Origin of the sequence: Celeribacter sp. (assembly GCF_048270365.1) — a bacterium.
Classification (GTDB): domain Bacteria; phylum Pseudomonadota; class Alphaproteobacteria; order Rhodobacterales; family Rhodobacteraceae; genus Celeribacter.
Genome location: NZ_JBLWTA010000010.1, coordinates 113,015 through 136,326, shown reverse-complemented (window position 1 = coordinate 136,326; position 23,312 = coordinate 113,015). Strand labels below are relative to the sequence as shown.

The 23,312-nt window shown below is 61.5% G+C and carries 24 protein-coding genes; 12 read left to right on the top strand and 12 right to left on the bottom strand.

Annotation, left to right across the window (positions count from 1 at the left end; translation table 11 throughout):
- Nucleotides 1–193: 193 nt before the first annotated feature.
- The 3 genes from ACN0X0_RS14835 to ACN0X0_RS14825 form a co-directional block, all read right to left on the bottom strand.
- Nucleotides 194–1,369 carry a CmpA/NrtA family ABC transporter substrate-binding protein gene (locus ACN0X0_RS14835; protein WP_417279781.1) on the bottom strand — a complete coding sequence of 392 codons (1,176 nt, stop codon included), beginning with the start codon at nt 1,367–1,369 and terminating at the stop codon, nt 194–196.
- The gene (locus ACN0X0_RS14830; protein WP_417262947.1) at nt 1,366–1,950 is read right to left on the bottom strand and encodes an ANTAR domain-containing response regulator; all 585 of its coding nucleotides are present in this window, start codon (nt 1,948–1,950) and stop codon (nt 1,366–1,368) included. Before ACN0X0_RS14830 ends, ACN0X0_RS14835 begins: the two co-directional genes overlap by 4 nt.
- Before the next feature lie 112 nt (nt 1,951–2,062).
- Entirely contained in the window at nt 2,063–2,560 is a 498-nt protein-coding gene (locus tag ACN0X0_RS14825; protein WP_417279780.1) for a DUF2478 domain-containing protein, read from the bottom strand.
- Between the two features lie 80 nt (nt 2,561–2,640).
- Between ACN0X0_RS14825 and mobA the strand changes: the two genes are divergently transcribed.
- Entirely contained in the window at nt 2,641–3,273 is a 633-nt protein-coding gene (gene mobA / locus ACN0X0_RS14820) for a molybdenum cofactor guanylyltransferase MobA (protein WP_417279779.1), read from the top strand.
- On the opposite strand, the gene ACN0X0_RS14815 is transcribed toward mobA, so the two are convergent.
- Nucleotides 3,260–3,541: a sulfurtransferase TusA family protein gene (locus ACN0X0_RS14815; protein ID WP_417279778.1), complete on the bottom strand. Its 282-nt coding sequence runs from the start codon at nt 3,539–3,541 to the stop codon at nt 3,260–3,262. The two genes, mobA and ACN0X0_RS14815, sit on opposite strands and share 14 nt — an antisense overlap.
- A 24-nt stretch (nt 3,542–3,565) precedes the next feature.
- A complete protein-coding gene (locus ACN0X0_RS14810; protein WP_417279777.1) occupies nt 3,566–4,498 on the bottom strand; it encodes an isopenicillin N synthase family dioxygenase in 933 nt (310 codons plus the stop codon).
- 470 nt (nt 4,499–4,968) lie between these two features.
- On the opposite strand from ACN0X0_RS14810, the gene ACN0X0_RS14805 reads away from it, so the two are divergent.
- The 5 genes from ACN0X0_RS14805 to ACN0X0_RS14785 all read left to right on the top strand — a co-directional run bounded on the left by ACN0X0_RS14805 (nt 4,969) and on the right by ACN0X0_RS14785 (nt 10,225).
- A complete protein-coding gene (locus ACN0X0_RS14805) occupies nt 4,969–6,273 on the top strand; it encodes an extracellular solute-binding protein (RefSeq protein WP_417279776.1) in 1,305 nt (434 codons plus the stop codon).
- A gap of 69 nt (nt 6,274–6,342) precedes the next feature.
- Entirely contained in the window at nt 6,343–7,224 is an 882-nt protein-coding gene (locus ACN0X0_RS14800) for an ABC transporter permease subunit (RefSeq protein ID WP_417279775.1), read from the top strand.
- 9 nt (nt 7,225–7,233) lie between these two features.
- The gene (locus ACN0X0_RS14795) at nt 7,234–8,130 is read left to right on the top strand and encodes an ABC transporter permease subunit (protein WP_417279774.1); all 897 of its coding nucleotides are present in this window, start codon (nt 7,234–7,236) and stop codon (nt 8,128–8,130) included.
- An 11-nt stretch (nt 8,131–8,141) separates the two neighbouring features.
- Nucleotides 8,142–9,233, top strand: coding sequence for an ABC transporter ATP-binding protein (locus tag ACN0X0_RS14790; protein ID WP_417279773.1), 1,092 nt, complete (start codon nt 8,142–8,144; stop codon nt 9,231–9,233).
- Nucleotides 9,230–10,225: an endonuclease/exonuclease/phosphatase family protein gene (locus ACN0X0_RS14785; protein WP_417279772.1), complete on the top strand. Its 996-nt coding sequence runs from the start codon at nt 9,230–9,232 to the stop codon at nt 10,223–10,225. Before ACN0X0_RS14790 ends, ACN0X0_RS14785 begins: the two co-directional genes overlap by 4 nt.
- On the opposite strand, the gene ACN0X0_RS14780 is transcribed toward ACN0X0_RS14785, so the two are convergent.
- A complete protein-coding gene (locus tag ACN0X0_RS14780) occupies nt 10,222–10,827 on the bottom strand; it encodes a TetR/AcrR family transcriptional regulator (protein ID WP_417262937.1) in 606 nt (201 codons plus the stop codon). The genes ACN0X0_RS14785 and ACN0X0_RS14780 overlap by 4 nt on opposite strands.
- Before the next feature lie 223 nt (nt 10,828–11,050).
- Between ACN0X0_RS14780 and ACN0X0_RS14775 the strand changes: the two genes are divergently transcribed.
- The 5 genes from ACN0X0_RS14775 (at nt 11,051) to ACN0X0_RS14755 (ending at nt 16,875) form a co-directional block, all read left to right on the top strand.
- Nucleotides 11,051–11,965, top strand: a complete 915-nt coding sequence (locus tag ACN0X0_RS14775; protein WP_417279771.1) for a shikimate dehydrogenase — start codon at nt 11,051–11,053, stop codon at nt 11,963–11,965.
- A 63-nt stretch (nt 11,966–12,028) separates the two neighbouring features.
- Nucleotides 12,029–13,036: a TRAP transporter substrate-binding protein DctP gene (gene dctP, locus ACN0X0_RS14770; protein ID WP_417279770.1), complete on the top strand. Its 1,008-nt coding sequence runs from the start codon at nt 12,029–12,031 to the stop codon at nt 13,034–13,036.
- 81 nt (nt 13,037–13,117) lie between these two features.
- Complete coding sequence (locus ACN0X0_RS14765; RefSeq protein WP_417279769.1) at nt 13,118–13,651, top strand: TRAP transporter small permease; 534 nt, start codon at nt 13,118–13,120, stop codon at nt 13,649–13,651.
- Nucleotides 13,648–14,922 (top strand): TRAP transporter large permease, encoded by a 1,275-nt coding sequence (locus ACN0X0_RS14760; RefSeq protein WP_417279768.1) that lies wholly within the window; start codon nt 13,648–13,650, stop codon nt 14,920–14,922. Before ACN0X0_RS14765 ends, ACN0X0_RS14760 begins: the two co-directional genes overlap by 4 nt.
- Before the next feature lie 57 nt (nt 14,923–14,979).
- Nucleotides 14,980–16,875 (top strand): bifunctional sugar phosphate isomerase/epimerase/4-hydroxyphenylpyruvate dioxygenase family protein, encoded by a 1,896-nt coding sequence (locus ACN0X0_RS14755; protein ID WP_417279767.1) that lies wholly within the window; start codon nt 14,980–14,982, stop codon nt 16,873–16,875.
- Nucleotides 16,876–16,941: 66 nt separating this feature from the next.
- Here ACN0X0_RS14755 and ACN0X0_RS14750 read toward each other — a convergent pair whose 3' ends face one another.
- Both ACN0X0_RS14750 and ACN0X0_RS14745 read right to left on the bottom strand, forming a co-directional pair.
- The gene (locus ACN0X0_RS14750) at nt 16,942–17,709 is read right to left on the bottom strand and encodes an SDR family NAD(P)-dependent oxidoreductase (RefSeq protein WP_417279766.1); all 768 of its coding nucleotides are present in this window, start codon (nt 17,707–17,709) and stop codon (nt 16,942–16,944) included.
- Between the two features lie 29 nt (nt 17,710–17,738).
- On the bottom strand, nt 17,739–18,107 hold the full coding sequence (locus ACN0X0_RS14745; protein WP_417279765.1) for a DUF2255 family protein: 369 nt from the start codon (nt 18,105–18,107) through the stop codon (nt 17,739–17,741).
- A gap of 270 nt (nt 18,108–18,377) precedes the next feature.
- Between ACN0X0_RS14745 and ACN0X0_RS14740 the strand changes: the two genes are divergently transcribed.
- Nucleotides 18,378–19,544, top strand: a complete 1,167-nt coding sequence (locus ACN0X0_RS14740; protein ID WP_417279764.1) for an MFS transporter — start codon at nt 18,378–18,380, stop codon at nt 19,542–19,544.
- 9 nt (nt 19,545–19,553) lie between these two features.
- On the opposite strand, the gene ACN0X0_RS14735 is transcribed toward ACN0X0_RS14740, so the two are convergent.
- The 4 genes from ACN0X0_RS14735 to ACN0X0_RS14720 are packed head-to-tail and all read right to left on the bottom strand — an operon-like array spanning nt 19,554 to nt 23,257.
- Nucleotides 19,554–20,579: an alcohol dehydrogenase catalytic domain-containing protein gene (locus ACN0X0_RS14735; protein WP_417279763.1), complete on the bottom strand. Its 1,026-nt coding sequence runs from the start codon at nt 20,577–20,579 to the stop codon at nt 19,554–19,556.
- Nucleotides 20,572–21,372: an ABC transporter permease gene (locus tag ACN0X0_RS14730; protein WP_226554309.1), complete on the bottom strand. Its 801-nt coding sequence runs from the start codon at nt 21,370–21,372 to the stop codon at nt 20,572–20,574. Before ACN0X0_RS14730 ends, ACN0X0_RS14735 begins: the two co-directional genes overlap by 8 nt.
- Nucleotides 21,369–22,223 carry an ABC transporter permease gene (locus tag ACN0X0_RS14725; protein ID WP_226554310.1) on the bottom strand — a complete coding sequence of 285 codons (855 nt, stop codon included), beginning with the start codon at nt 22,221–22,223 and terminating at the stop codon, nt 21,369–21,371. The genes ACN0X0_RS14730 and ACN0X0_RS14725 overlap by 4 nt, the downstream gene beginning before the upstream one ends.
- Complete coding sequence (locus ACN0X0_RS14720) at nt 22,220–23,257, bottom strand: ABC transporter ATP-binding protein (protein WP_417279762.1); 1,038 nt, start codon at nt 23,255–23,257, stop codon at nt 22,220–22,222. The genes ACN0X0_RS14725 and ACN0X0_RS14720 overlap by 4 nt, the downstream gene beginning before the upstream one ends.
- Nucleotides 23,258–23,312 lie beyond the last annotated feature (55 nt).

Here is a 23,312-nt window from a genome sequence, read left to right as displayed (position 1 = left end):
GGCTTTGCTCTGTTGCCCCGTTCGCCGAGGCATATGCAGACTTCCCGATCTTCGGGAAAATGTTCCGTGTCGCGGCATCGTTGCCTTGCGATAAATTTATATTCCCGACGAAATGCTGCGTTGGCAAAGGTGATTTCAGTGCCTTCCCTGAGATTCATGCCGCAGGCGCACAGATCAGCCTAAATTTTGCGCATCATTTCACAAAAGGATCAAAAACGCGTCCGTCGAAAAACTGGTTCTTCTCAAGAATCAGCTGCCCGACCTTCGACGCAACCGCCGTTGGCACGCTCAATCCGCCCTCTTGTTTCGATGACGCGCCGGGCAAATCGGCAGAGGTCGTCTCAAGCGCCTGACGGTAAAGATCGGAGCGGAACACCCCATGCGCCGCGCGCTGTGCGGCCGCGCGATCAAGCCCCATGCGCGCCGCCAATTGCGTGCCGATCCACTCCGCCTGAGAGCGCCACGGAAAACTCGCGGCGCCTTGGTAGAAATCGACAAAGCCCGCGACCCGGCGCACGTCCCCTTGCGCAGAGATCACCAAATTCCCGGTCAAAGCGCGTTCCAGCATCTCAGACGGCAGGTCGAGATATTCGGGACGGCTCAGCAGTTCAGAGGCCAACATCGGGCTGTCCGAGGTGCCCAGCCACCGCGCCGCGCGCCAGACCGCCCGGATCAGCCGCCCCATCAAGGCCTGTTCCTGCTCGGCCCAGTCAGAGCGCACGGCCAGCACTTTTTCCGGCGCTGCCGACCAGATCGCGCAGCCCGGCAGTAGTAACTCGCCCCCGCCATGTTCCACCGCCTGAGAGCCCCAAGGCTCGCCGACACAAAACGCATCAATCTCCCCCGCTTCAATCGCGGCGCCCATCAGGGGCGGCGGCACGGTGCGGATGTCGACGGATTGCGGCGCGGGCAGGCCCAGCGCGGAAAGCCAGTAATACAAAAGCTCGGCATGCATCGAAAACGGAAAGGGCACGCCAATCCTGAGCCGGCCATTCGCCGCCTTGATCAAATCGCGCCCGGCTTTTTCGGCATCATCAAATCCGAAGCCATGGCCCACATCGCGCAACCGCGCGGCCAGATCATTCGACACGCCGATCACGTTGCCATTCATCGACAAGACGGAAAGTGCCGCAAATTGCACCCCCGATCCGCCCAGCCCCAAGGCCGTGGCGACAGGCACCGGCGACAACATATGCGCGGCATCGACGCGCCCAAAGGCCAGCATATCGCGCACCGACGACCAGGACGGCGCGGGTCTCAGATCGAGCGACAGGCCTTCTTCGGCGGCAAAACCCATTTCCTGCGCCACGATCAAAGGCGCGGCATCAATCAGGGGAATATAGCCAACAGACAGCGTGGTGGGTCTCATGACAAAAGCCCCGCCGCCGTCACCAAAGCCTGTGCCACATCGGCGACGCGCTTGCCCTGATCCATCGCGGTTTTGCGCAAAAGCGCATAGGCCTCATCTTCGCCGATGCCTTTGGCGCGCATCAACATGCCCTTGGCGCGGTCGATCACCTTGCGTTCTTCGAGCGCTTTTTTGGTCTCCGCCAGTTCCGTGCGCATGCGTTGGAACATGCGAAACCGGGCGATGGCGGCGTCCATGATTGGCTTGACGCGCTGGGATTGCAGCCCGTCGACGATATAGGCCGACACGCCCGCCTCGATGGCCGCCGAGGACAGGCCAACGTCCGAGCGATCCACGAACATTGCGACCGGACGATCCAGCGGGCCGGAGGCCAGCGCCAGTTCCTCCATCGTATCGCGCGACGGGTTTTCGATGTCGATCAGGACCACATCTGGATTGCGCGCCTGAATTTGACGCGCAAGGCCTGTGACTTCGGAGATGATGAAAATGTCAAAATCCCCGGCATCGCGCAGACTGTCCACGATCAGCTGTGCGCGGGTGCGGTCGGTTTCGACGACGATGATGGAGAGGGCGGCACTCATGGCTTCAAATCGCGCCAAGCCGTGCAGGAAGTAAACGATTCCTGTCGGTGGGCGAGAGCGCCTCTTCTGCTTCGCCTAATTTCCGGACATCATTGCCTAATATTTAATCGGATCAAAGAGTCTCCAGACACCAGTCCCGCAGCGCAGCGCCCTCTGGCGCAAGCTCTTCGGCGAACTCTCCGGCGAAATCCAGAAAGCCCGCGATATTCTTGGCGTTCACACCGACGATGACCGGCACACCCCGCGCCAGAGCCTCTCCGATCAGAGTGCGAAAGCCGCGACCTTCGACCTCTTGCTTGCCGAATTTGTTGATCAAAACCAGCTCGGCCCCGGCGTCGAGCCCCTGTTCCGTCTGAAAAACCGCCTGTTCCAGCCCCTCGGGGTTCAACCGACAGCCTTTCGACAGCGCGCCAAGGCTCTGCGAAATTTGGATGCGTTCACCAGAGGGCAAAAGCTGCAACTCCATCCGGCATTTGACGTCATTCGGCAGGTCGGTGTTGATCTGAACCGCGCCGGTGACGCGATGCCCTTCGGCCAGCAACCGCTCTGCCAAAGCCGCCAGCAGCACGTCGACCACTCCGCGGCCTTCCGCCATCACATATCCGAGCATGTCTTTGCCCCTTGATTTGCCTCTCCCCGGACATACAGAATGGGATGAGCGCAGGGAAGCCCAGACAGGGAGCACAGGATATGACAGAACATCCCAAGGCCTTTGGCCCCTATCCGGGCGTCATCCTCGCGGGCGGGCAAGGCACCCGTCTCGGCGGTGTCGACAAGGGCATGGTGGAGTTGGGCGGCACGCGGTTGATCGAGCGGACCATCGACCGGCTTGCCCCACAATGCGCCACGCTGGCGATCAGCGCCAATGGCGACCCGAAACGCTATTCCGAGTTCGGCTTTCCGATCCTGCCCGATGGCTCGCCTCAGGCTCAGGGGCCTTTGGCGGGGGTTCTGGCCGGGCTCGATTGGGCGGCGATGAAAGGCTTTGAGGCCATTGTCACGGTCGCCACCGACACGCCATTTTTCCCGACCGATCTGGTGGCACGACTGGCCACCGTGTCTCAGCCCGAGGGCTTTGGCATCGCAGTGACAAAGGAGGACGGCGACGTGCGTTGGCATCCGACCTTTGGCCTTTGGCCGGTGACCTTGCGCCATGACCTGCGCGTCGCGCTTCAGCGCAATCAACGCCGGATGCAGCAATTCGCCGAGGGCAAAGGCGCCGTGCCGGTGCTGTTCGAGGCGGAGCATCCCGAGGAGTTGTTCTTCAACATCAACACGCCCGACGATCTGGCGCGCGCCGAGGCGTGGCTTATCCGCGCTTGATCAGGTAACTTTGGCTCTCGCCGTGATCCGTCATGGCGAGATACTGATGCCCCGCCTCCTGACAGAAATGCGGCACGTCGATCACGGCGGCAGGATCGGAGGCCAGAAGCCGCAAGACCTGCCCCGGCGCCATCGCCAAAAGCCGTTTGCGCGCCTTGAGCACCGGCAGGGGACAGATCAGCCCGATGGCATCGAGGGTCTCGTCCCATGCCTCGTGACATGTTTCCGGTCCGGTGTCCTGGGTCTCATGATGTGTCGTCTCTGTCATACCCAGAGGCTTAATCCAGCCTCATCAACCCTGTCCAGAGGCAAGCGGCATATAGGTCTGTTCCAGCCGCACCCGCAGATAATCCGCCGCCCGCACCGGCGGGTATTGCGGCGCGCCCAGCCCCGGCAGAGGCGCGATGACGCTTTCGGGATTGGGATCGAGGTAAAAGGCCGCCAACGTCCTTGGCTGCACCGGCGGCAAGACCCGATGCGGCGCGGCGCGGTAAAGGTCATTGCTCCAGCGCATCAACTCCTCGCCCACCAAGACCGTCAACGTGTCCGGCGTATCGGGGATGTCGTACCAGCGCCCGGCGCGGTTCTGCACCTGTAGCCCCGCCACCCCGTCGGACAGAACGAGGGTCAGTGCACCGTAATCGAATTGCGGTTGATCGGAGGGAACCTCATGGTGCCACCCATCCGCCGGCGTATGCGACAGCCGCAGTGTGGCGTTGGGTTCCGAGAAATGCGGTTTGAAGAAATCCTTCGGCAGGTCGAGATCGCTTTCGACCGCGCGCATGAGGCTGCGCCCGAGGCCCAGCATTTCCTTGAAATAGTCGCGCATCACGTCGCGAAACTGATCGCAATCGGGCCAGACATTGGGGCCGCGAAAGGGTTCCCCCGCCAAAACGCGCGGATCGTCGGGGCGCAGGTCCAAGCCGATGCTGAAACTTTCCTTGCTCAAAGGCGTGCCATCCTGGCCGCCCAGACGTTCGACCCCCATGCCTGCCCAGCCGCGATTGCAATTGGAATGGCGGATGTCGAGCGGGGCTTTGTCCTCTTCGGGCAGGGCAAAGAACTCCTCCGCCGAGGCGATGACATCGCGCAAAAGCCCGCGCGGGATGCCGTGACCTTTCAGTTGAAACACGCCTTCGGTGCGGCAAGCCCGCCCCAATTGCGCAGAAAATCCACCCGGGTCTTTTCCCGAGATCAGGTCGTGGTGGTCCAAAATCTGTATCATATCTGTGCTTTCAAATGACTTGTCTGCGTCCTCCTCCCCGCAATGATCCGCAGACCGATCATCCGGTCTCTCCAAGATACACGCGCCGCACCGCGCCCAAGGCACAACCTATAGGTGTGTCGCGAAAAATCGGGCTTGTGATGAAACGAAGGGCACAAATTTGCCCCTCTGGTCAGTTTCGATGCGGTCGGGATTTTGCCAAAGCGCTTGCATAAAATGCGATTTCAAACCGTCCGCGTGGGAAGCTTGTGTCTGCGAATTTGATCCAAACGATAAAAAACCGTCACAGAACCATCACAGAGCGTGGGTAGGCGAACCTCTATGCAAACCGGCGCGTGGGCGATCTGCCCTGCCCGCTTTGTCTCTCCCAAAGCAATCACGGGAGAAAGGATCGCAACGCCATAGCCCCCGAGGGCCGCGGCGTGAACCGACATAAGGCCCAGAGCGTGGGCCAAACCGGAGACAGTGTGATGAACACGATCAAATTCACGGCAGCTGCTGCCACCTTCGCCCTCGCAGGCACCGCCGCCTTCGCGGAAACCGAGATCACCTGGTGGCACGCCATGGGCGGCAACCTCGGCGAGACCGTCAACAAAATCGCCGAAGGCTTCAACGCCTCGCAGGACGACTACAAGATCACCCCGATCTTCAAAGGTTCCTACGAAGAGACCCTGACCTCCGGCATCGCCGCTTTCCGTGCGGGCGAACAGCCGAACATCATGCAGGTGTTTGACGCCGGTTCCGCCACCGTGATCGGGGCCCAGGGCGCGACTGTTCCGGTGCAGGATCTCCTGTCTGAGAACGGCGTCGATTTCGACATCAACGACTACATCCCGGGCGTGCGTTACTTCTACGCCGACAACCAAGGCAAGATGATCGGCATGCCGTTCAACTCCTCCTCGCCGGTGATGTATTACAACGCCGACGCGCTGGCCGAAGCCGGTGTCGACGTGCCGACCACTTACGAAGAATTCGAAGCCATCGCGCCTGCCCTCAAAGAGGCCGGTTACATCCCGCTCGTGCAGACGCACCTGCCGTGGGAATTCGTCGAGAACTTTCATTCCCGTCACAACATTCCGTTTGCGACCAATGCCAACGGCTATGACGGCGCAGAAGGCACCCAGATTCTCGTCAACTCCGACGAGATGAAAATGCACTTCACCAAGGTCAAAGAATGGCTCGACGAAGGTTACTTCGGCTTCTTCGGCACCGGTTGGGACGACAACCAAGCGCAATTCGAAGATGGCAAAGCCGCGATGTACATCGGCTCCTCGGGCGATTTCGGTGGTCTGAGCACCAAAGGCATGTCCTTCGAGTGGGGCTCCTCCTACCTCCCCTACTGGGCGTCCATCACTGAAGAGGGCTACCAGACCTTCATCGGCGGCGCGTCGCTCTTCGCCATGGCTGGCAAATCCGCAGAGGAAAACAAGGCAACCGCCGAGTTCTTCCGCTACCTGACCTCGCCGGAAGTTCAGTACATGTGGCACCGTGAAACCGGTTATGTTCCGGTCACCACCGCCGCTTACGAGCTGGCCAAAGCCGATGGTCACTATGACCGTTTCCCGGCTGCTGAAACCGGCCCGAAACAGCTGATGCTGCAAGCTGGCGAAAACACCCGTGGCTACCGCATGGGATTCTACGTCCAGATCCGTGACGTGGAAAACCGTGAACTGGGCCGTGTGCTTTCCGGTGAGACCTCCGTCGAGGACGCGCTGGCCACGATCGAGAAAGAGGGCAACGAGCTTCTCGCCCGTTTCGCCAAGACCCAAGGTTAATTCCGGTCTTCAAGACATCTCTGGCGGCCGCGTCCTCGCGGCCGCCAGGCTTTTGCGAAAGGTCCCCTCATGAAACGCGCAGGCTTTGCCTCCCGCTGGTTGCCCATCCTTCTTCTGGTGCCGCAGCTCTCGATCATCCTCGTCTTTTTCTACTGGCCCGCCGCCTATGCGGTAAAATCGTCTTTCTACCTGCAAGACCCCTTCGGCTTTGGCCAAACCTTTGTCGGGCTGGAAAACTACAGCTCACTGGCCGGGTCCGCCGAATATCTCAGGGTGACGAATTTCACTGTGATCTTCACGGTTCTGGTGACGTTTTTCTCACTGGCGCTGGCGCTGTTGCTCGCGGTCAAGGCGGATAAGGTGATCCGGGGCGCGAAGAGCTATCGCACGCTGTTGATGTGGGTCTACGCGGTGGCGCCGCCGGTCGCGGGCTACATGGGGCTGATGCTGTTCAACCAACGCTGGGGGCCGCTCACCGAGTTGTTCGGCAGCCTCGGTTGGGAGTTCAACCTGCGAGCGGATTATTTTGACACGGCCTTTGCCATGGTCGTCGTCTCCGTCTGGAAACAGGTGCCGGTGAATTTCATCTTCTTCCTCTCCGGGCTTCAGAGCATTCCGAAATCCGTGCGCGAAGCCGCCCTGATCGACAACCGTTCCGCCTCTGGCCGGTTCTGGGACGTGACATTCCCGCTCTTGGCCCCCACCGGATTTTTCCTCCTGATCATCAACATCACCTACGCGCTCTTCGACACCTTCGGCGTGATCGACACGCTGGTGAAAGGCGAGCCTGCGAACAACCCGATGACGCTTGTTTACAAGGTCTACATCGATGGTTTCCGCGGCAACGACCTTGGCGGATCGTCGGCGCAATCTGTGGTGCTGATGGTGCTCGTGCTGGCGCTGACCGTGTTCCAGTTCCGCATGATCGAAAAACGCATTCATTATACGTGAGGCAGGACAATGGCTGACATTTCCCTCTCCGCGGCCACCCCGGTCGTGCCCCGCCGCCGCTTTCGCTGGTCCACCGTGGTGGATCACGCGGTGCTCATCACCGGCGCGCTTATCATGTTCCTGCCCTTGCTCATCTTGGTGCAAACCGCCTCGACGCCCGACGTCGAGACGATGAAATACGGCCCCGGCCTCTACTTCGGCGACCAGCTCGATGACAATTTTCGCAAGGCGATGTTCGAGGCCTCGGGATTTTCCGGCGAGAACACCGGGCTATCGATGTTCAAGAACTCGCTGATCCTCGGCCTCGGCTTTGCCATCGGTAAGATCGTCATCGGCATGATGGCCGCCTATGCCATCGTCTATTTCCGCCTTCGGTTCGCGACATTCGCCTTTTGGCTGATCTTCACCACGCTTCTCTTGCCGCTCGAAGTCCGCATTCTGCCGTCTTACGAGATCACGCAGAAACTCGGCCTGTTGAACAGCTACACCGGCCTGATCGTACCGCTCATTGCCTCCGCCACCGCGACGTTCTTTTTCCGCCAATTCTTCCGCTCCGTGCCCGAAGAACTGGTCGAAGCCGCGCGGATTGATGGCGCAGGTCCGGTGAAATTCTTCATCGACATCCTCGTGCCGCTCTCGCAAACCATGATCGCCGCGATGTTCATCATCATGTTCGTTTACGGCTGGAACCAGTACCTTTGGCCCACGATGGTGACCACCGAAGAGGGCATGTACACCCTCGTGCGCGGCATCAAACAGATCGTTCAGGTGCTGCAAGGCGGCAATGAAATCCCCGAATACGGACGCGCGAATGTGCTGGCGATCATCGCCGTTCTGCCGCCCGTCGCCATCGTCATTTTCTTCCAGAGCTGGTTCGTCAAGGGCCTCACGGAATCCGACAAATAAGGACAACATCAATGGCTCAGGTCACTTTGGACTCCGTCCGCAAAATCTATCCGAACGGCGTCGAGGCCGTCACCCCCGCAAGTTTTCAGATCAAGGACGGCGAATTCGTCGTCTTGGTCGGGCCGTCTGGCTGCGGGAAATCCACGCTCCTGCGCATGATCGCAGGGCTTGAGGACATCACCGAAGGCGCGCTCTCGATCGGCGAGAACGTGGTCAACACGCTCGACCCGGCGGATCGCGACATCGCCATGGTGTTTCAAAACTACGCGCTCTACCCGCATATGACGGTGCGCAAAAACATCGCCTACGGCCTCAAAAACCGCAAAACGCCGAAAGACGTGATCGTGCAAAAGGTCGATGAGGCGGCGAAGATGCTCAACCTCACCGAATACCTCGACCGCAAACCGGCGCAGCTTTCCGGCGGTCAGCGTCAGCGCGTTGCCATGGGCCGTGCCATCGTGCGTGACCCGGCGCTGTTCCTCTTCGATGAACCGCTGTCGAATCTCGACGCGAAACTCCGCAATCAGATGCGGATCGAGATCAAAGCCCTGCAACGGCGCCTTGGCGTCACCTCGATCTACGTCACCCACGATCAGGTCGAGGCCATGACCATGGCCGACCGCATCATCGTCTTGAACGGCGGCAGGATCGAACAGATCGGCACGCCGTCCGACATCTACCACAACCCGGCCTCGACCTTCGTCGCCTCCTTCATGGGCGCCCCCCCGATGAACCTCGTGGCCGCCGAAATGCAGGACGGCAGGCTGAGTTTTGCCGGGCTGGAACTGCCGCTGGCCTCGTCGATGCGCGGCCCGGTGACACTGGGCCTGCGGCCCGAGGATTTGATCATCGACCCCCACGGTCCGCTGGCGATGGAGGTCGAGTTGATCGAAGAGTTGGGCGCGCATCGTCTGTTGCACGGCCAGGTCGACGGCCAACGTCTCACGGTACATCTCGCCAAAGAAGAACAGGTCGCGCTTGGGCCTTTGCGCCTGTCCTGCCGGGTGCAGAACCTCTGCCTGTTCGACCCAGAAACCGGCGTGCGCATGGAGGGCGGCTTTGCCTTCAACCTCGCGCAAGCACGTCAGGAAGAACGCGTATGATCTCGCTCCTCGACAGCCTGCCCCCGGTCACCGAAGCCCAACGCAACACGCTTTTGGCTGCGCCCCGTACCGCCGACGCGCATCGTGCCATGATGGCGGATGTGCTGGCGATGAATGCCGTGCAGATCGGCGGCACGGCAACGCAAAAGGCTTTGCCCTCTGACATCACCGTGGCCGCCTGGAATGTCGAACGCTGCTTGTTTCCTGCTGAGACAGCCGCCCATCTTATGCCGCTGGCGCCCGATGTGGTGCTTCTCTCCGAGGTCGATCACGGCATGGCCCGCACCGGCCAGCGCCACACCACCGAAGAGGTCGCCGCAGCGCTTGGCATGAGTTATGCCTATGGTGTCGAGTTCTTCGAAATGGGGCTCGGCGGGCCGACCGAACGGCATTTCTGCCAAGACGATGTCAATGCGCTGGGTTGGCACGGCAATGCGGTGCTCTCCAAGGCGCCGCTCTCCAAAGTGACGCTCATTCGTCTCGACGATCATGGCCATTGGTTTTCCACGGAAAGTGGCGCCGACCCGGAACAGCCCCGCCTTGGTGGACGGATGGCGATTGCCGCTGTGCTGCCAACCGAGGCCGGTGAGATTTGCGTGGTCTCCACCCATTTGGAAAGCAACGCCGGACCCGCGCATCGGCATGCGCAATTCGCGCTCCTGCTCGATGCGGTCGACGCGTTTGCGCCGGGACTGCCCGTGCTGATCGGTGGCGATCTGAACACCGGCAACCACATCCCGCCCCACTTCGACCATCGCGACGAGACGCTGTTCGAGCTGGGCGAAGCGCGCGGTTACGACTGGGGCTTCACGGCCGAGGGCATGACCACGCGTCCGTCCTTGATCACGCCGCACCCGGAGCGGGTGATGAAGCTCGACTGGATCGCCGCGCGCGACATGCGATGTCTCAGCAAAGGCGTGCTCACCTCTCTCGACACCAACGACCGCCCGCTCGCGGATCACGATTGCGTCTGGGCGCGGGTCGCGTTTTAGACGCGATCCGGGCGCAACACCGAGCTTGAAATGCTCTGCACAACCTGTTCGCGCAGCATCAGTTGCGCGTCCTCGGCAAACAGATCATCGCCGAAGTTCATCGAAAACGTCGCCCGGTTCGCGACGTTGAAAAAGCTCATCGCCGAGATTTGCCAGTGGATCACCAGAGGCGACACATCGGGGCGAAACAGCCCGGCCTCAATGCCCCGGCGACAAATCCGATCGAGTTGCTCAATCGCCGCGATGTTCGTCGTTGCCAGCGTTTGAATACGGGACATGTGATTTCCGTCGTGGATGTTTTCGATCATCACGAGGCGGATGAAATCCGGGTTGTTGCGGTGGTGATCGAAGGTAAATTCCACCACTTTCCGGAGCGCCTCATCCGGCGGCAGGTGACGAATGTCAAGATTGGCCTCGGCCTCGCGCACTTCGCGGTATGCCTGATCCAGCACGGCGAGATAGAGGCTCTCCTTGTCGCCGAAATAGTAGAAAATCATCCGTTTCGAGGTCTGGGTGCGCTCCACGATGGCGCTGATCCGCGCGCCCGACAATCCGTGTGCTGCAAACTCTGCACGCGCCGCATTGAGGATGTCCGCCTTCACAGTTTCTGGGTCTTGCTTCCAAGACCGACCCGGTGACCTCCCCTGAGAACGACCTCGAGCACCGGCCTGCGCCGGTTCTGTTTTTGTCTCGCTGACCATAGCTCGCCTCCTCCGCCCCGCCAAAGTTGCACATTTAACCGCGGGGTTCAATTGTCTTGACGCAATTAACCGAGTGGTTCATTCTAACGCTAACGAATCGTCAATACCGCTTGGGAGGAGCGTCTTGACCACGCCAAACGCACCCAAAACCACAACAGAGACCCCCAAGGACTCTGTCCTCACCGGCCTGATCGGTCGCGGCATCGCTTTGTCGCGCACGCCCGCCATGCACATGGCCGAGGCCCGCGCCCAAGGTATCAACGGCGTCTACCGCATTCTCGACATGGACGCGCCAGAACGTGCGAACACCTCCCTCAAAGCGCTGATCGAGCAGGCGGAAATCTTGGGCTACGACGGGTTCAACGTCACCTACCCCTATAAAATCGAGGTCATCGAGCATCTCGACGAGCTGTCGGACAACGCCCGCTCAGTGGGCGCCGTGAACACGGTGGTTTTGAAGGACGGCAAGCGCTACGGGCACAACACCGATCTTTGGGGCTTTGCCGAGAGCTTTCGCCGTGGCTTGCCAGACGCCAAACGCGACCATGCGCTTTTGATCGGCGCTGGCGGGGCCGGTGTGGCCGTGGCGCATGCGCTGGTGGATTGCGGCGTGAAGCTGCTGTCGATCACCGACACCGACCCTGCGCGTGCCGAAAGCCTCGCCGCGCAGGTCCGCGCCAACCGCCCGGATTGCACGACCCGCGCCGTGACCGACATCAAAGCGCTGGTCACCGAAGATCGCCCCGACGGCATCGTCAACGCCACGCCCGTGGGCATGGCAAAACTGCCTGGCACCTCTTTCCCGGTCGAGTTGATTGACCCCGAAATGTGGGTCGCCGACATCGTCTATTTCCCGCTGGAAACCGAATTGCTGCGCGCCGCGCGGGCCAAGGGCTGCGCCGTGCTGCCCGGCTCCGGCATGGCGGTGTTTCAGGCGGTTCGCGCCTTTGAACTGTTCACCGGCCTGCCCGCCAGCCCAGAGCGGATGAAAGCCCGCTTCGATGCCTTTGACGAGGTCCCGCAAGCACAGGCGAGTTAAAACAGGCGCGCTAACGACACGCACACGACAAGACACTGAAGATACGCAAATGGGAGGAACACTATGCGTTTTGAACTGAAAACCCTCACCGCCGCCGCGGCGCTCACGCTCGGCATGGGTGCCATGGCCAGCGCGGAAACCATCCGCATCGCCCACGTCGACCCGGACGAATGGACCGGCTCGAAAAAAGGCGCCGCTGCCCAGATTTTCAAGAACATCGTCGAAGGCGAAACCGACCTCGAGGTCGAGATCTTCCCGGCCGGCGCGCTTGGCAACGAAGATGAGCTGATCGGTCAGGCCCAAGAGGGTCTTCTGCAGATGGCCATCGTCTCTGGCGCCATGTCGAAAGCCTGCCCGGCGGCCTCCGTTCTGGACATCCCCTACACCTTTGCCTCTGCCACCGTGGCTTGGGACGTGCTCGACGGTGAGTTCGGCGACAACCTCGCCCAGCACTGCCTCGAGCAAACCGGCCTGCGCACGCTGGCTTACGGTGAGACCGGTTTCCGCAACTTCACCAACGGCACCCGCGAAATCCGCAGCCCCGAGGATATGGAAGGCCTGAAATTCCGCGTTCAGCCGATCCCGCTCTACGTTGAGATGGTCAAAGGTCTGGGCGGCGAGCCGACCCCGATCGCATGGACCGAACTGCCGAACGCGCTCTCCACGGGTGTGGTCGACGGTCAGGAAAACCCGGTCGGCGTGATCTACAACAACGGTCTGCACAAGCTGCAGCAATACATGACGCTCGACGGCCACGTCTACGCCGCCGACTTCATCGTGATTGACGATGCGTTCTTTGGCGATCTCTCGGCCTCCGAGCAAGAAGTGGTCGCAAAAGCCGCGCGCATCGCGGGCAACATGGGCCGTTCGATCCAACAATGGAACACCGCAGAAGGCGTCAAGAAGGTTCAGGAAGAAGGCATGCAAGTCTACTCCCCGACCGCCGACGAAATCGCCGCATTCGCTGAGAAAGCACAGCCTGCCGTGGTCGAATATCTCCGTGGCGAGCTGGGCGACGATGCCGTCTGGATTGACAACCTGCAGGCCGCCGTGGCCGCCACGAACGAGTGATCCCTCATCCGGATCACGACACGTAACTGACGGCGGACCGGCGCGAAATGTGCCGGTCCAACGCCGTAAAGAGGGGGCTCCATGCACCGTTTCAACGCCATTCTCAGACGGGTTTTCGCCTTTGGCTCCGGCCTGTCCATGGCGCTCGTCTTTGCGATCATCTTCGTGAACTCGCTGCGCCGCTACATCGTCGGGCAATCCGTGCCCTGGGGCGAGGAGCTTCCGATTTACCTGACCATTTACGGTGTGATGTTCGGCGTCGCCTGGGCCTATAGCGTCGATCAGCACATCCGCTTTACGATCCTCGTCGATATGATCAAACGCCGGACTCGCGAGAAACTTTATCTCGTGGTGGATGTGGTCACCATGATCTCCGGGCTGTGTCTGGCCTACTCCGGGCATATGTTCGCGATGCGTCGCGGCAATCTGGCCTCCTCGGGTCTGAAATCCACCGCCGACAGCCTCGCGCAATCGACCGGCATCGAGGCGCTCACCTGGATCGGCAAAGTCGGCACCTGGCAATATGCCATGGCCATCGGCGGCGTGCTTTTGGCACTCGCGGCCTTTGGGAAATTTTTTGAGCGTTACGACGCTTTGAAAGGAGGGCAGCGATGATTTACGCCGTTCTGATCCTTGCGCTGATCGCCGGTGTGCCGATCGCGTTTTCAATCCTCGCCGCGCTGTTTTCTTTCATGGCGACGCAGGACAACCCCTATGTCATGCGCATTGTCGCCACCGAGATGTTCAAAAGCCTGAACTCTTTCCCGCTTCTTGCCATTCCGCTGTTCGTTTTGGCGGGTGAGATGATGAACGAGTCTGGCATCACCGGCCGCATCATCGCCTTTGCCAATGTCCTCGTCGGCCGGATGCGCGCGGGCCTGGCCTTGGTCAATATCTGGGCGTCGGTGATCTTTGCCGGGCTGTCCGGTTCTGCGGTCGCCGACACCTCCGCGATTGGTCGTGTGTTCATCCCGGAGATGGAGAAACACGGCTACAAACGCGATTTCGCCGCCGCTCTGACCGCCGCCTCTTCTGTGATCGGGCCGATCATTCCGCCCTCGATCCCGGTGATCATCTATGCGCTGATCGTCTCCGGCGTGTCCGTGCCCGCGCTTTTCATGGCCGGTGTGATCCCCGGCATCCTTCTGGCCGTGTTCCTCTCGGCCTATGTGATGCTGACGGTCAAGATCGACCACGGCGATCAGTCCAGCGATCTGGTGACGCAGCCTCCGGCGCAGGCGCTTTTGGGCGGAATCCTTCCGCTGTTGATGCCGGTCTTTGTGGTGGGCTCGATCCTTTTGGGCATCGTGACGCCGACTGAGGCCGCCAGCTTTGCCGTCGCCTACGCGCTCTTCCTCGGTCTGTTTGTGTATCGCAAGCTCAAGCTCGACCGCCTGCCGACGATCTTTGCCGCCGCCATGCGCGACAGTGCGGTGATCCTTGTGATCATCTCCGCCGTGGGCGCGGGCAACTGGCTTTTGACCTACAACCGCGTGCCGAACATGCTCACCGATTGGGTGCTGTCGAACGTTGACGGTCAGACCGCCTTCCTGCTCGCCGTGATCCTGTTGTTCCTCTTCGTGGGTCTCTTCCTCGAAGGCATCGCGGCCATGTTGGTCCTCGTGCCGATCCTGCATCCGATTGCCGTCAGCCTTGGCATCGACCCGGTGCATTTCGGCATCCTCGTGATTTTCAACCTGATGATCGGGCTGATCACACCGCCGCTGGGCCTCTGTCTGTTTGTCGCCGAAGGGGTGGCGCAGGTGGGGATGGCAAAGCTCACCCGCGCGATCCTGCCGTTCTTTGCGGTCGAGGTGCTGGTGCTGTTGATCCTCACCTTCGTGCCGCAAACGGTGACCTGGCTGCCGACCGTGCTCGGTTATTGATAAAACAACCTCGGGCCCGTCTTGGGCCTGAGGCCTTTCCCATAGGAGTTCCCCGCGATGAAGACCTCGATTGCCACCGTCTCGATTTCCGGCAACTTCCGGGAGAAACTCGATGCCATCGCCAAGGCGGGCTATGACGGCATCGAGATTTTCGAACAGGATTTCATCGCCCATGACGGCGGCCCGGGCGAGGTGGCGCGGATGGTGCGCGATCACGGCCTCGACATTCCGCTTTTCCAGCCGTTTCGCGATTTCGAATGCCTGCCGGAGCCTTTGCGGTCCAAGGCCTTTGACCGCGCGAAACGCAAATTCGACGTGATGAACGAATTGGGGACGGATCTCATCCTGTTCTGTTCCTCCTGTCACCCGGCAAGCCTTGGCGGCATCGACCGTGCGGCGGATGATTTCGCCGAGCTGGGCGAGGTGGCCAAGGCCCATGGCGTGCGAGTCGGCTATGAAGCGCTCGCCTGGGGGCGGCACATCAACGATCACCGCGACGCTTGGGAAATCGTGCGCCGCGCCGATCACGACAACATCGGCTTGATCGTCGACAGTTTCCACACGCTGGGGCGAAAGCTCGATCCGAATTCGATCCGCTCCATCCCCGGCGACAAGATTTTCTTTGTCCAACTGGCCGATGCGCCGCTCATCGACATGGATCTGCTCTATTGGTCGCGCCACTTCCGCAACATGCCGGGCGAAGGCGATCTCGATGTCACGGGCTTCATGCGCGCCGTCATGGCGTCGGGCTATGCCGGACCGATCAGCCTTGAGATTTTCAACGACCAGTTCCGTGGTGGCAATCCCTTGACCATCGCGCAGGACGGCTATCGGTCACTGATTTCGCTGATGGATGACGTGCGTACAGTCGAGCCGACCATCGCCCTCGACCTGCCGCCGATCCCGCCGCGCGTGGACATTGACGGGATCTCTTTCATCGAATTCGCCGCCCGGGGCGAGGATGCGCAGAAGCTCTCGACATTGCTGAGTTCTCTGGGCTTCGTGCACACCGCACACCACCGCAACAAGGAAATCGGCCTCTGGCAACAGGGCGACATCCGCATCGTGCTCAACTCCGAAGACAGCGGCCACGCCGCCCATGTCTGGAACGCGCGGGGGCTCAGTGTTTGCGACATCGGGCTCAAGGTCGGCTCGGCCAAGGACACCGTCGCCCGCGCCACCGCCTTGGGCGCCAGCCCCTTTGAGCAACCCATCGGCCCCGGCGAATTGTCGATCCCGGCCATTCGCGGGCTTGAGGGATCGGTTCTGCATTTCATCGACGAGGAAAGCGGACTGTCGCGGGTTTGGGACGTGGAATTCGTGGCCACCGGCGAGGCGGCGACCGCCGACGCCGGTCTCAAGCGCATCGACCACATCGCCCAGACCATGAGCTATGACAATATGCTCAGCTGGACCCTGTTCTACACTGCGCTTTTCGACATGGACAAATCGCCGATGGTCGACGTGATCGACCCGGACGGTCTGGTCCGGTCTCAGGTGGTCGAAAGCGAGGGGCGCGGGTTCTGCGTTTCGCTCAACGGTGCGGAGACGCATCGCACGCTGGCCGGGGATTTCTTGGCGCAAAGTTTTGGCGCTTCGGTGCAGCACATCGCGCTTGCGACCGACGACATCTTTGCCACGGCCGAGGCATTGAAAACCTGCGGCTTCGATCCCCTGCCCCTGTCGGAAAACTACTACGCCGATCTCGCGGCGCGTTTCGATCTGGCGCCCGGACTTTTGGAACGTCTGAAGGCCGCCAATGTGTTCTATGACGAGTTGAACGGCAGCCCCTTCTTTCAGCTCTATTCCCGCAGCTTCGCCGGCGGCATGTTCTTTGAGATCGTGCAGCGCGAGCCGGGCTATGGCGGCTATGGCGCGGCCAATGCGCCCTTCCGAATTGCCGCGCAAAAACGTCTGGCGCGGCCAAAGGGCATGCCCGCGATGAAGGGCTGAAACATTTCCAAAACCACAAAGACCGGACCCCAATGAGGCCCGGTCTTTTTTCCTATGTGCTCTCTCTTAGAGGAAAGCGCCGTTGTCGACTTGGATCACCTGACCGGTGACCGCCTTGCCCATTTCGCTGGCGAGATAGAGCGCCGCATAGGCCTGGTCCCGCGGCTCGGTCATCGGCACGGTGGTGTTGGTGTATTTGTCGGAGAACTCCAGCATCACATCGCCACCTTCCTGTTCGCCCGCCGCCCAGGCGCGCGCAGCATCGGTGTCGGTCACGCCCGGCGCGATGGCGTTACAGCGGATGTTGGTGCCCGACAGGCGGATCGCGATGTTTTTGGTCATCGTGTTCAGCCCGCCCTTGGTCGAGGTATAGGCCACGCCGCAGATCGGCAGGGTGCCGTTCACAGACGACACGTTGATGATCCGGCCCTCGTTGCGCGGCATGAAATGCTTCACCGCCTCGCGGCAATAGCGGAACGGCCCGGCGAGGTTCAGCTCCATGATCTTGGCGAAATGCTCATCCGTGGCTTCCTCAATGGCGACCATATCGCCGGAGCCTGCGTTGTTGACCATGATGTCGACCTGACCATAGGCCTTGATCGCCTCTTCGAACACACGCGCGGGGGCTTCGGGATCGGAGGAGTCGGCCACAAGCCCCATCGCCGTGCCGCCCTTGGCGTTGATCTCGGCGACTTTTTCATCGAGCAGGTCCTTGCCGCGTGCGGTCAGGATGACATTGGCCCCCTCTTCGGCGAAAAGCTCGGCAATCGCGAGGCCGATGCCCTTGGTGGCGCCGGTGACAATCGCTGTTTTTCCTTCGAGCATCTTATGCATGGTATTTTCCTTTCTTGAAATCTAACGGCTCAGCGCGGCGTGATGCGCACACTGGCGGCACGGGTTCGGGCGGAAATCATCGGCGCGAGGTAGGAGCTTTTGGCGTATTTCGCCTGATAGGCGGCGTCGATTTCGTCATTGAGCGCTGCGTCAGCGGGCGCGAAAGCCACGTCATAGATCTGCCCTGCGACCGAAATCCGCCCCGCGCCTTCGCGCATCGCGGCCTTGTACCAGCGCGACGAAGTGCCGTTGTAAGGTCGGACATAAAGCCCGTCGCCCACGACCACCGACCAGATGAACGTCGGCGTGCCATAGGTTTTGCCATCTTCGCGGAACGGGGAAATCCTCAGATCGTCCGCAGCCGCAATCGCGGTGAGTTGCTCCTTGGTCCAGTCCATTTTCCAGCTCCTCGTTGTCGTTTCGAACATCCAGCGGACGCTCGCTGGCCGGTTGAAAGGGATATAGCCCGCCCCCTGAGCCAGATTAGAGCCGTGCGGAAACTGGCACTCATGATCTAAATTCATGAAACCAATTGAATATTGTGCCGTCGAAGAATGCCCCGCGTTCATGATCTCCGCTCATCAGTGGTTGAAAATTTCCATGCATAGTCCTGCCAACTCGCGCGCTCTAGATGTCGTACCAACAGCGCCCAAACAGGACCGCACACCATGCACCGCACAGCTCACGCTTCGACCTCCTCCGCCCTGCCCTTGTTGGCTCTGGGCCTCGGCTCCTTCGGCATCGGCACCACGGAATTTGCGCCTATGGGCCTCTTGCCCGCGATCGCTGAGGGCACCGGCACCTCGATCCCAGCGGCGGGCCAATTGGTCACCGCCTATGCCATCGGCGTCATGGTGAGCGCGCCTGTGATGACCCTGTTCATGTCCCGGTTCGACCGCAAAGCCGCGCTGATGGCGATGATGGCGGTGCTTGTTCTGGGCAATCTGGTCTCGGCCCTCGCGCCCGGCTATTGGACGCTTTTGGTCGGTCGGTTGATCACCAGCATGTGCCAAGGCGCGTTTTTCGGCATCGGCGCGGTCGTGGCGACAAGCCTTGTCCCGAAAGAGCGCCAAGCCAGCGCGGTGGCCACCATGTTTATGGGGCTCAGCATCGCCAATATCGGCGGGGTGCCAGCTTCGGCCTGGCTCGGCGCCCATGTCGGCTGGCGCATGGCCTTCGGCGCCGCAGTTGTCATCGGGCTTTTCGCGATTGCCGCGCTGGCGCTTGCCCTGCCGAAAGAAGCCCCCGGCCCGCGCCCGAATGCCAAGGCCGAACTGCGCGCGCTGCTCACTCCGCAGATGGCGATCACGCTCATCGCCACGGTGCTTTTCGCGGGCGGGTTCTTTGCGGTTTACACCTATGTCGCGCCGCTTTTGCACACTCTCGCGGGGGCGAATGACAGTTTTGTCGTGCTGGTGCTGGTGCTGATCGGGCTGGGCCTGACCTTTGGCAATTGGTTCGGCGGGCGGCTGGCCGATTGGTCGCTGGATAAAGGCGCGCGCATCGCGATGCTCGCCCTTGCGCTGTCGTCTCTCCTGCTACCGCTTTTGGCCACCTCTGGTCCCGGCGCGATGATCGGGTTCGTGATCTGGGCTATCACCGCCTTTGCCTGTGTGCCCGCGCTGCAAATCCGCGCGATGCAGGCCGCCGCCGCCGCACCCTCCCTCGGCGCCGCCTTCAACATCGCCGCATTCAACCTCGGCAACGCCGTGGGCGCTGGCGCAGGTGGGGCCGTGATCGGCTGGGATATGGGCTATGCCGCTGTGCCTGTGGCGGGCGGGTTGATCGTGCTTTTGGGGCTCGCCAGCCTCTGGGTCCGCCGCGCCACGCCTTGATCCGACCGCTTAAGCCAAATCCCCCATCGTCAGGACAAGCCGCCCTTTCACATCGCCCGCCGCCAGACGTTCAAGCCCCGCGCCGACCTCTTCGAAGGGCAGAACCTCGATTTCGACCGGCGGCATGTGTTTGGCGGCAAAGTTGAGAAAGGCGCGCAATTCGGCGCGGGTGCCGACCGAGGACCCCATCACCCGGTGCCCGCCATTGATCAGCCACATCATCGATAAGGGCACAGGATCATGCACCAAAGCGACGGCGACAATCTGGCTCAGCGGATTGACGATGGCGGCGATCATGTCCCAGACCTTCGGTGTCGGCGCGAAGTTCAACGTGATGTCGGCCCCGCCCCAGGCGCGCAGGGCCTCGATCTCATCGGGCGCGACGGCGAGGCTGGCCCCATGGCGCAGCGCCTCGGCGCGTTTGTTGGGATCGAGATCGACCACCGCCACCTCAAGCCCGCGCGCCAAGCCGATGGCAATGGCATATTGCCCCAACCCACCGGCACCGACGATCACAAGACGCTTGCCGGCCTGCACCTCGCAACGCTCCAGCGCCGACCAAGCGGTCAGCCCGGCGCAGAGCAAAGGCCCGCCGGTGACCGGGTCGATCTCATCGGGGATTTCGGTGGCAAAGGCGGCCTCGACAATCGCATATTCCGCGAAGGCGCCATAGGCGTCGAGACCGCGCGCCTTTTGCGATTGGCAGAAGGTCTCATGCCCGGTCAGACAGGGATCGCAATGTTGGCAGGTCTCATAGAGCCACGGCAAGCCGATCCGCGTGCCCTCGGCCAAAGGACCGTCACCCGCGACGATCCGACCGATGCCTTCGTGACCGAGGATGAGCGGAAAGGCCTCCTCCGGCATCGGTTCCTCGCCGCGCTGCACATGCAAATCAGAGTGGCAAATGCCGCAGGCCTCAACCTTGACGAGATATTGCCCCGGCCCCGGCACGGGCACGGGCACCTCGGCGATTCGCAACGCTGCCCCGGGCGCATCGCAAAGCGCGGCCTTCATCGTGGTGGGAAGATCAGTCATGTTGGCTCCTTTCGGCGCCCAAAAGTCGCGGCAGATTGCCGAACCGACCAATGAGGCCAAAGATCAGCGCCGAGAGGGCGGCAAAGATCACGGAGACCACGGCGAGGATCGGCGTATAGCCATAGCGGAGCGCGTTGAAAATCTTGATCGGCAGGGTTTCGACGGTGAAGCCCGCGACCATATAGGCGATGATATATTCGTTGAGGCTCAAGACGAAGGCGAAGGCATAGCCCGAAACCATATAGGGGATCAGCAGCGGCAGAATGACGGTGCGAAACACGCCCCATCGCCCGGCGCCCATCACCCGCGCGGCTTCGATGAGGGATCGGTCGATGCCCTTGAGACCCAAGGAGATGGTGACCAGAGGCAAGGTCACGAGGAAGATGCCGTGGGAGATGATGGTGGCGTAAATCCGACCATAGCCGCCGAGCGTCATCCAGAAGATCATGAACCCAAGCGCGGAGATCACCGGCGGCAAGGCGAAGGGCGCAAGCCCCATGCCGGTGAGCGCCTTGGCCGCGATCCCGCGCCGTTCCCAAACGTAAAGCGCCAGAGGCAGGGCAATCGCCACCGCAAGCGCCGCCGCACAGGCCGCGATCACCAAGGAATGGCGCAAAGGCACCAACCATTCGCTTTGCCGAAACAGCTCGCCATACCAGCGCAGCGACGGATCGACCGGCGGAAAGCGCAAGGACTGCGGGCCGTTCAAAGACACCGCCGCCACGATCACCAGAGGCGCCAAAAGCAGGGCGAGGATCACCAGAACATAGGTGGTTTTCAAAGCGCGCGTCATGCCGCCCCCCTTTCGCGTCCGGCCAGAGAGGCCAGCCCCACAAGCGCCAGCGCCACCAGCATGAGAAACACCGACATGGCCGCACCAAAGGGCAGGTTGGATTGATAAACTGCCTGATCGGTGATGTGGACGGACAGGGTCCAATGCTCGGACCGGCCCAGAAGCTGTGGCAAAAGATAAGAGCCCAGCGTGAAGACGAAGACGAGGATAAAGGCGCCGACGATGGCGCCACGGAGGTTCGGGACGATCACGCCAAAGAACGCGCGCGGACCGGAGGCGCCCATGACGCGGGCCGCTTCGACGATCTCGGGATCGAGCCGCGAGACCGGCGGGTAGAGCACCAGAACGGCAAAGGGAAAGCCGATGTAACACAGGCCCGTGATCAGTGCGAAAAGCGAGGGCGTGTAGGCGCGCGGTTCATCAATCAGACCCAGCCAGTGGAACAGATTGCCGATGCCCGCCGTCTGCGACAGGAGCGTCGAGAGCGAAAATCCGATGATCACCTCGGAGAGCGCCAGCGCAGACAAAAGCACCACGAGAATGCGGGTCTGCGCCCGATGCCCCATGTTCGAGAGAAAGACGGTGAAGGGAAAGGCCAGCGCAACACAGATCGCCGCCGCCGTGAGCGAGACGGAGATCGAGACCGCCATGACCTTGCCGAAAAACGCGGAGAGAAACCGCGCGTAGCTGTCCCATTCAAAGGACCATTCGTAAAAGCCGCTCACATCGCGATGGGCGACGGAGACGGCCAACATGATACCGAAAGGCACGAGGAAAAACAGCGTCAGCATGGCGGCGGGCCAAAGCCCGAGCCAGCGCGGCGTGGCGGTTTGCACAGATGTCGCGCTCATTGCACCACCACCTTTTCGCCATCGCGAAAGCAAATGCCGACGGTCTGACCGGTGGCCAGATCATGACCATGACCGGGGGCCAGATGCGCGGTGATCTCCTGATCGCCGACACGCATCAGAACGTGAAGGCTCTCGCCCAGATCGCGCAGAAAACTGATCTCTGCGGGCAGACCGTCGTCCGGCGCGCCGAGCAGCACATGTTCGGGCCGCACCGAAAGATGCGCCTCACCCGATGGGATGGCGATCCGGTCGCCCTCGGTGATCGGGAAGGCATGACCTAGGACGGAGACCGCCCCATCGGCCACGGTGCAGGGCATCAGGTTCGTCGTGCCGATGAACCCGGCCACGAACGCATTGGCAGGCCTGTGATAAAGCTCCATCGGCGCGCCCGCCTGTTGGATCACGCCGTCCTTCATGACGATCACCAGATCGGCCATGGTCAGGGCTTCTTTTTGGTCATGGGTCACGACGACGGTGGTCACGCCGAGGCGTTGTTGAATCTGGCGCAGTTCGATCTGCATATGCTCGCGCAGGCTGGCGTCGAGCGCGGAGAGCGGCTCATCGAGCAAAAACACCTGCGGATCGATCGACAGACCGCGCGCGATGGCGACGCGCTGACGCTGGCCGCCGGACAATTGATGAATGCGGCGCGATCCAAGACCGGGCAGTTGCACCAGCTCCAAAAGCTCCTCGGCGCGGGCCCGCCTTGTCGCCTTGTCAACGCCGCGAATGGCCAGCGGATAGGCGATGTTGTCCGCGACATCGAGATGCGGGAACAGCGCCAGAGATTGGAACACCATGCCCATGCCGCGCTTGTGCGTCGGCACCACGGTCTGATCGGCGCCGCAGACGTAGATACGGCCGTCGGTGGGCGTCTCAAGCCCGGCGATCAGGCGCAAAAGCGTGGTCTTGCCACAGCCCGAGGGGCCAAGCAGACAGACGAATTTACCGTTGGGAATATCGAGCGACACGGAGTCGAGCGCTCTGAACGTGCCGAAGTCCTTGCTCAGGCTGTCGATGCGCAATTCGGTCATATCGGGTCTCCTGTCGTCAAAAATGCGCGCCGCGGCAAGAGGGCCACCGCGACGC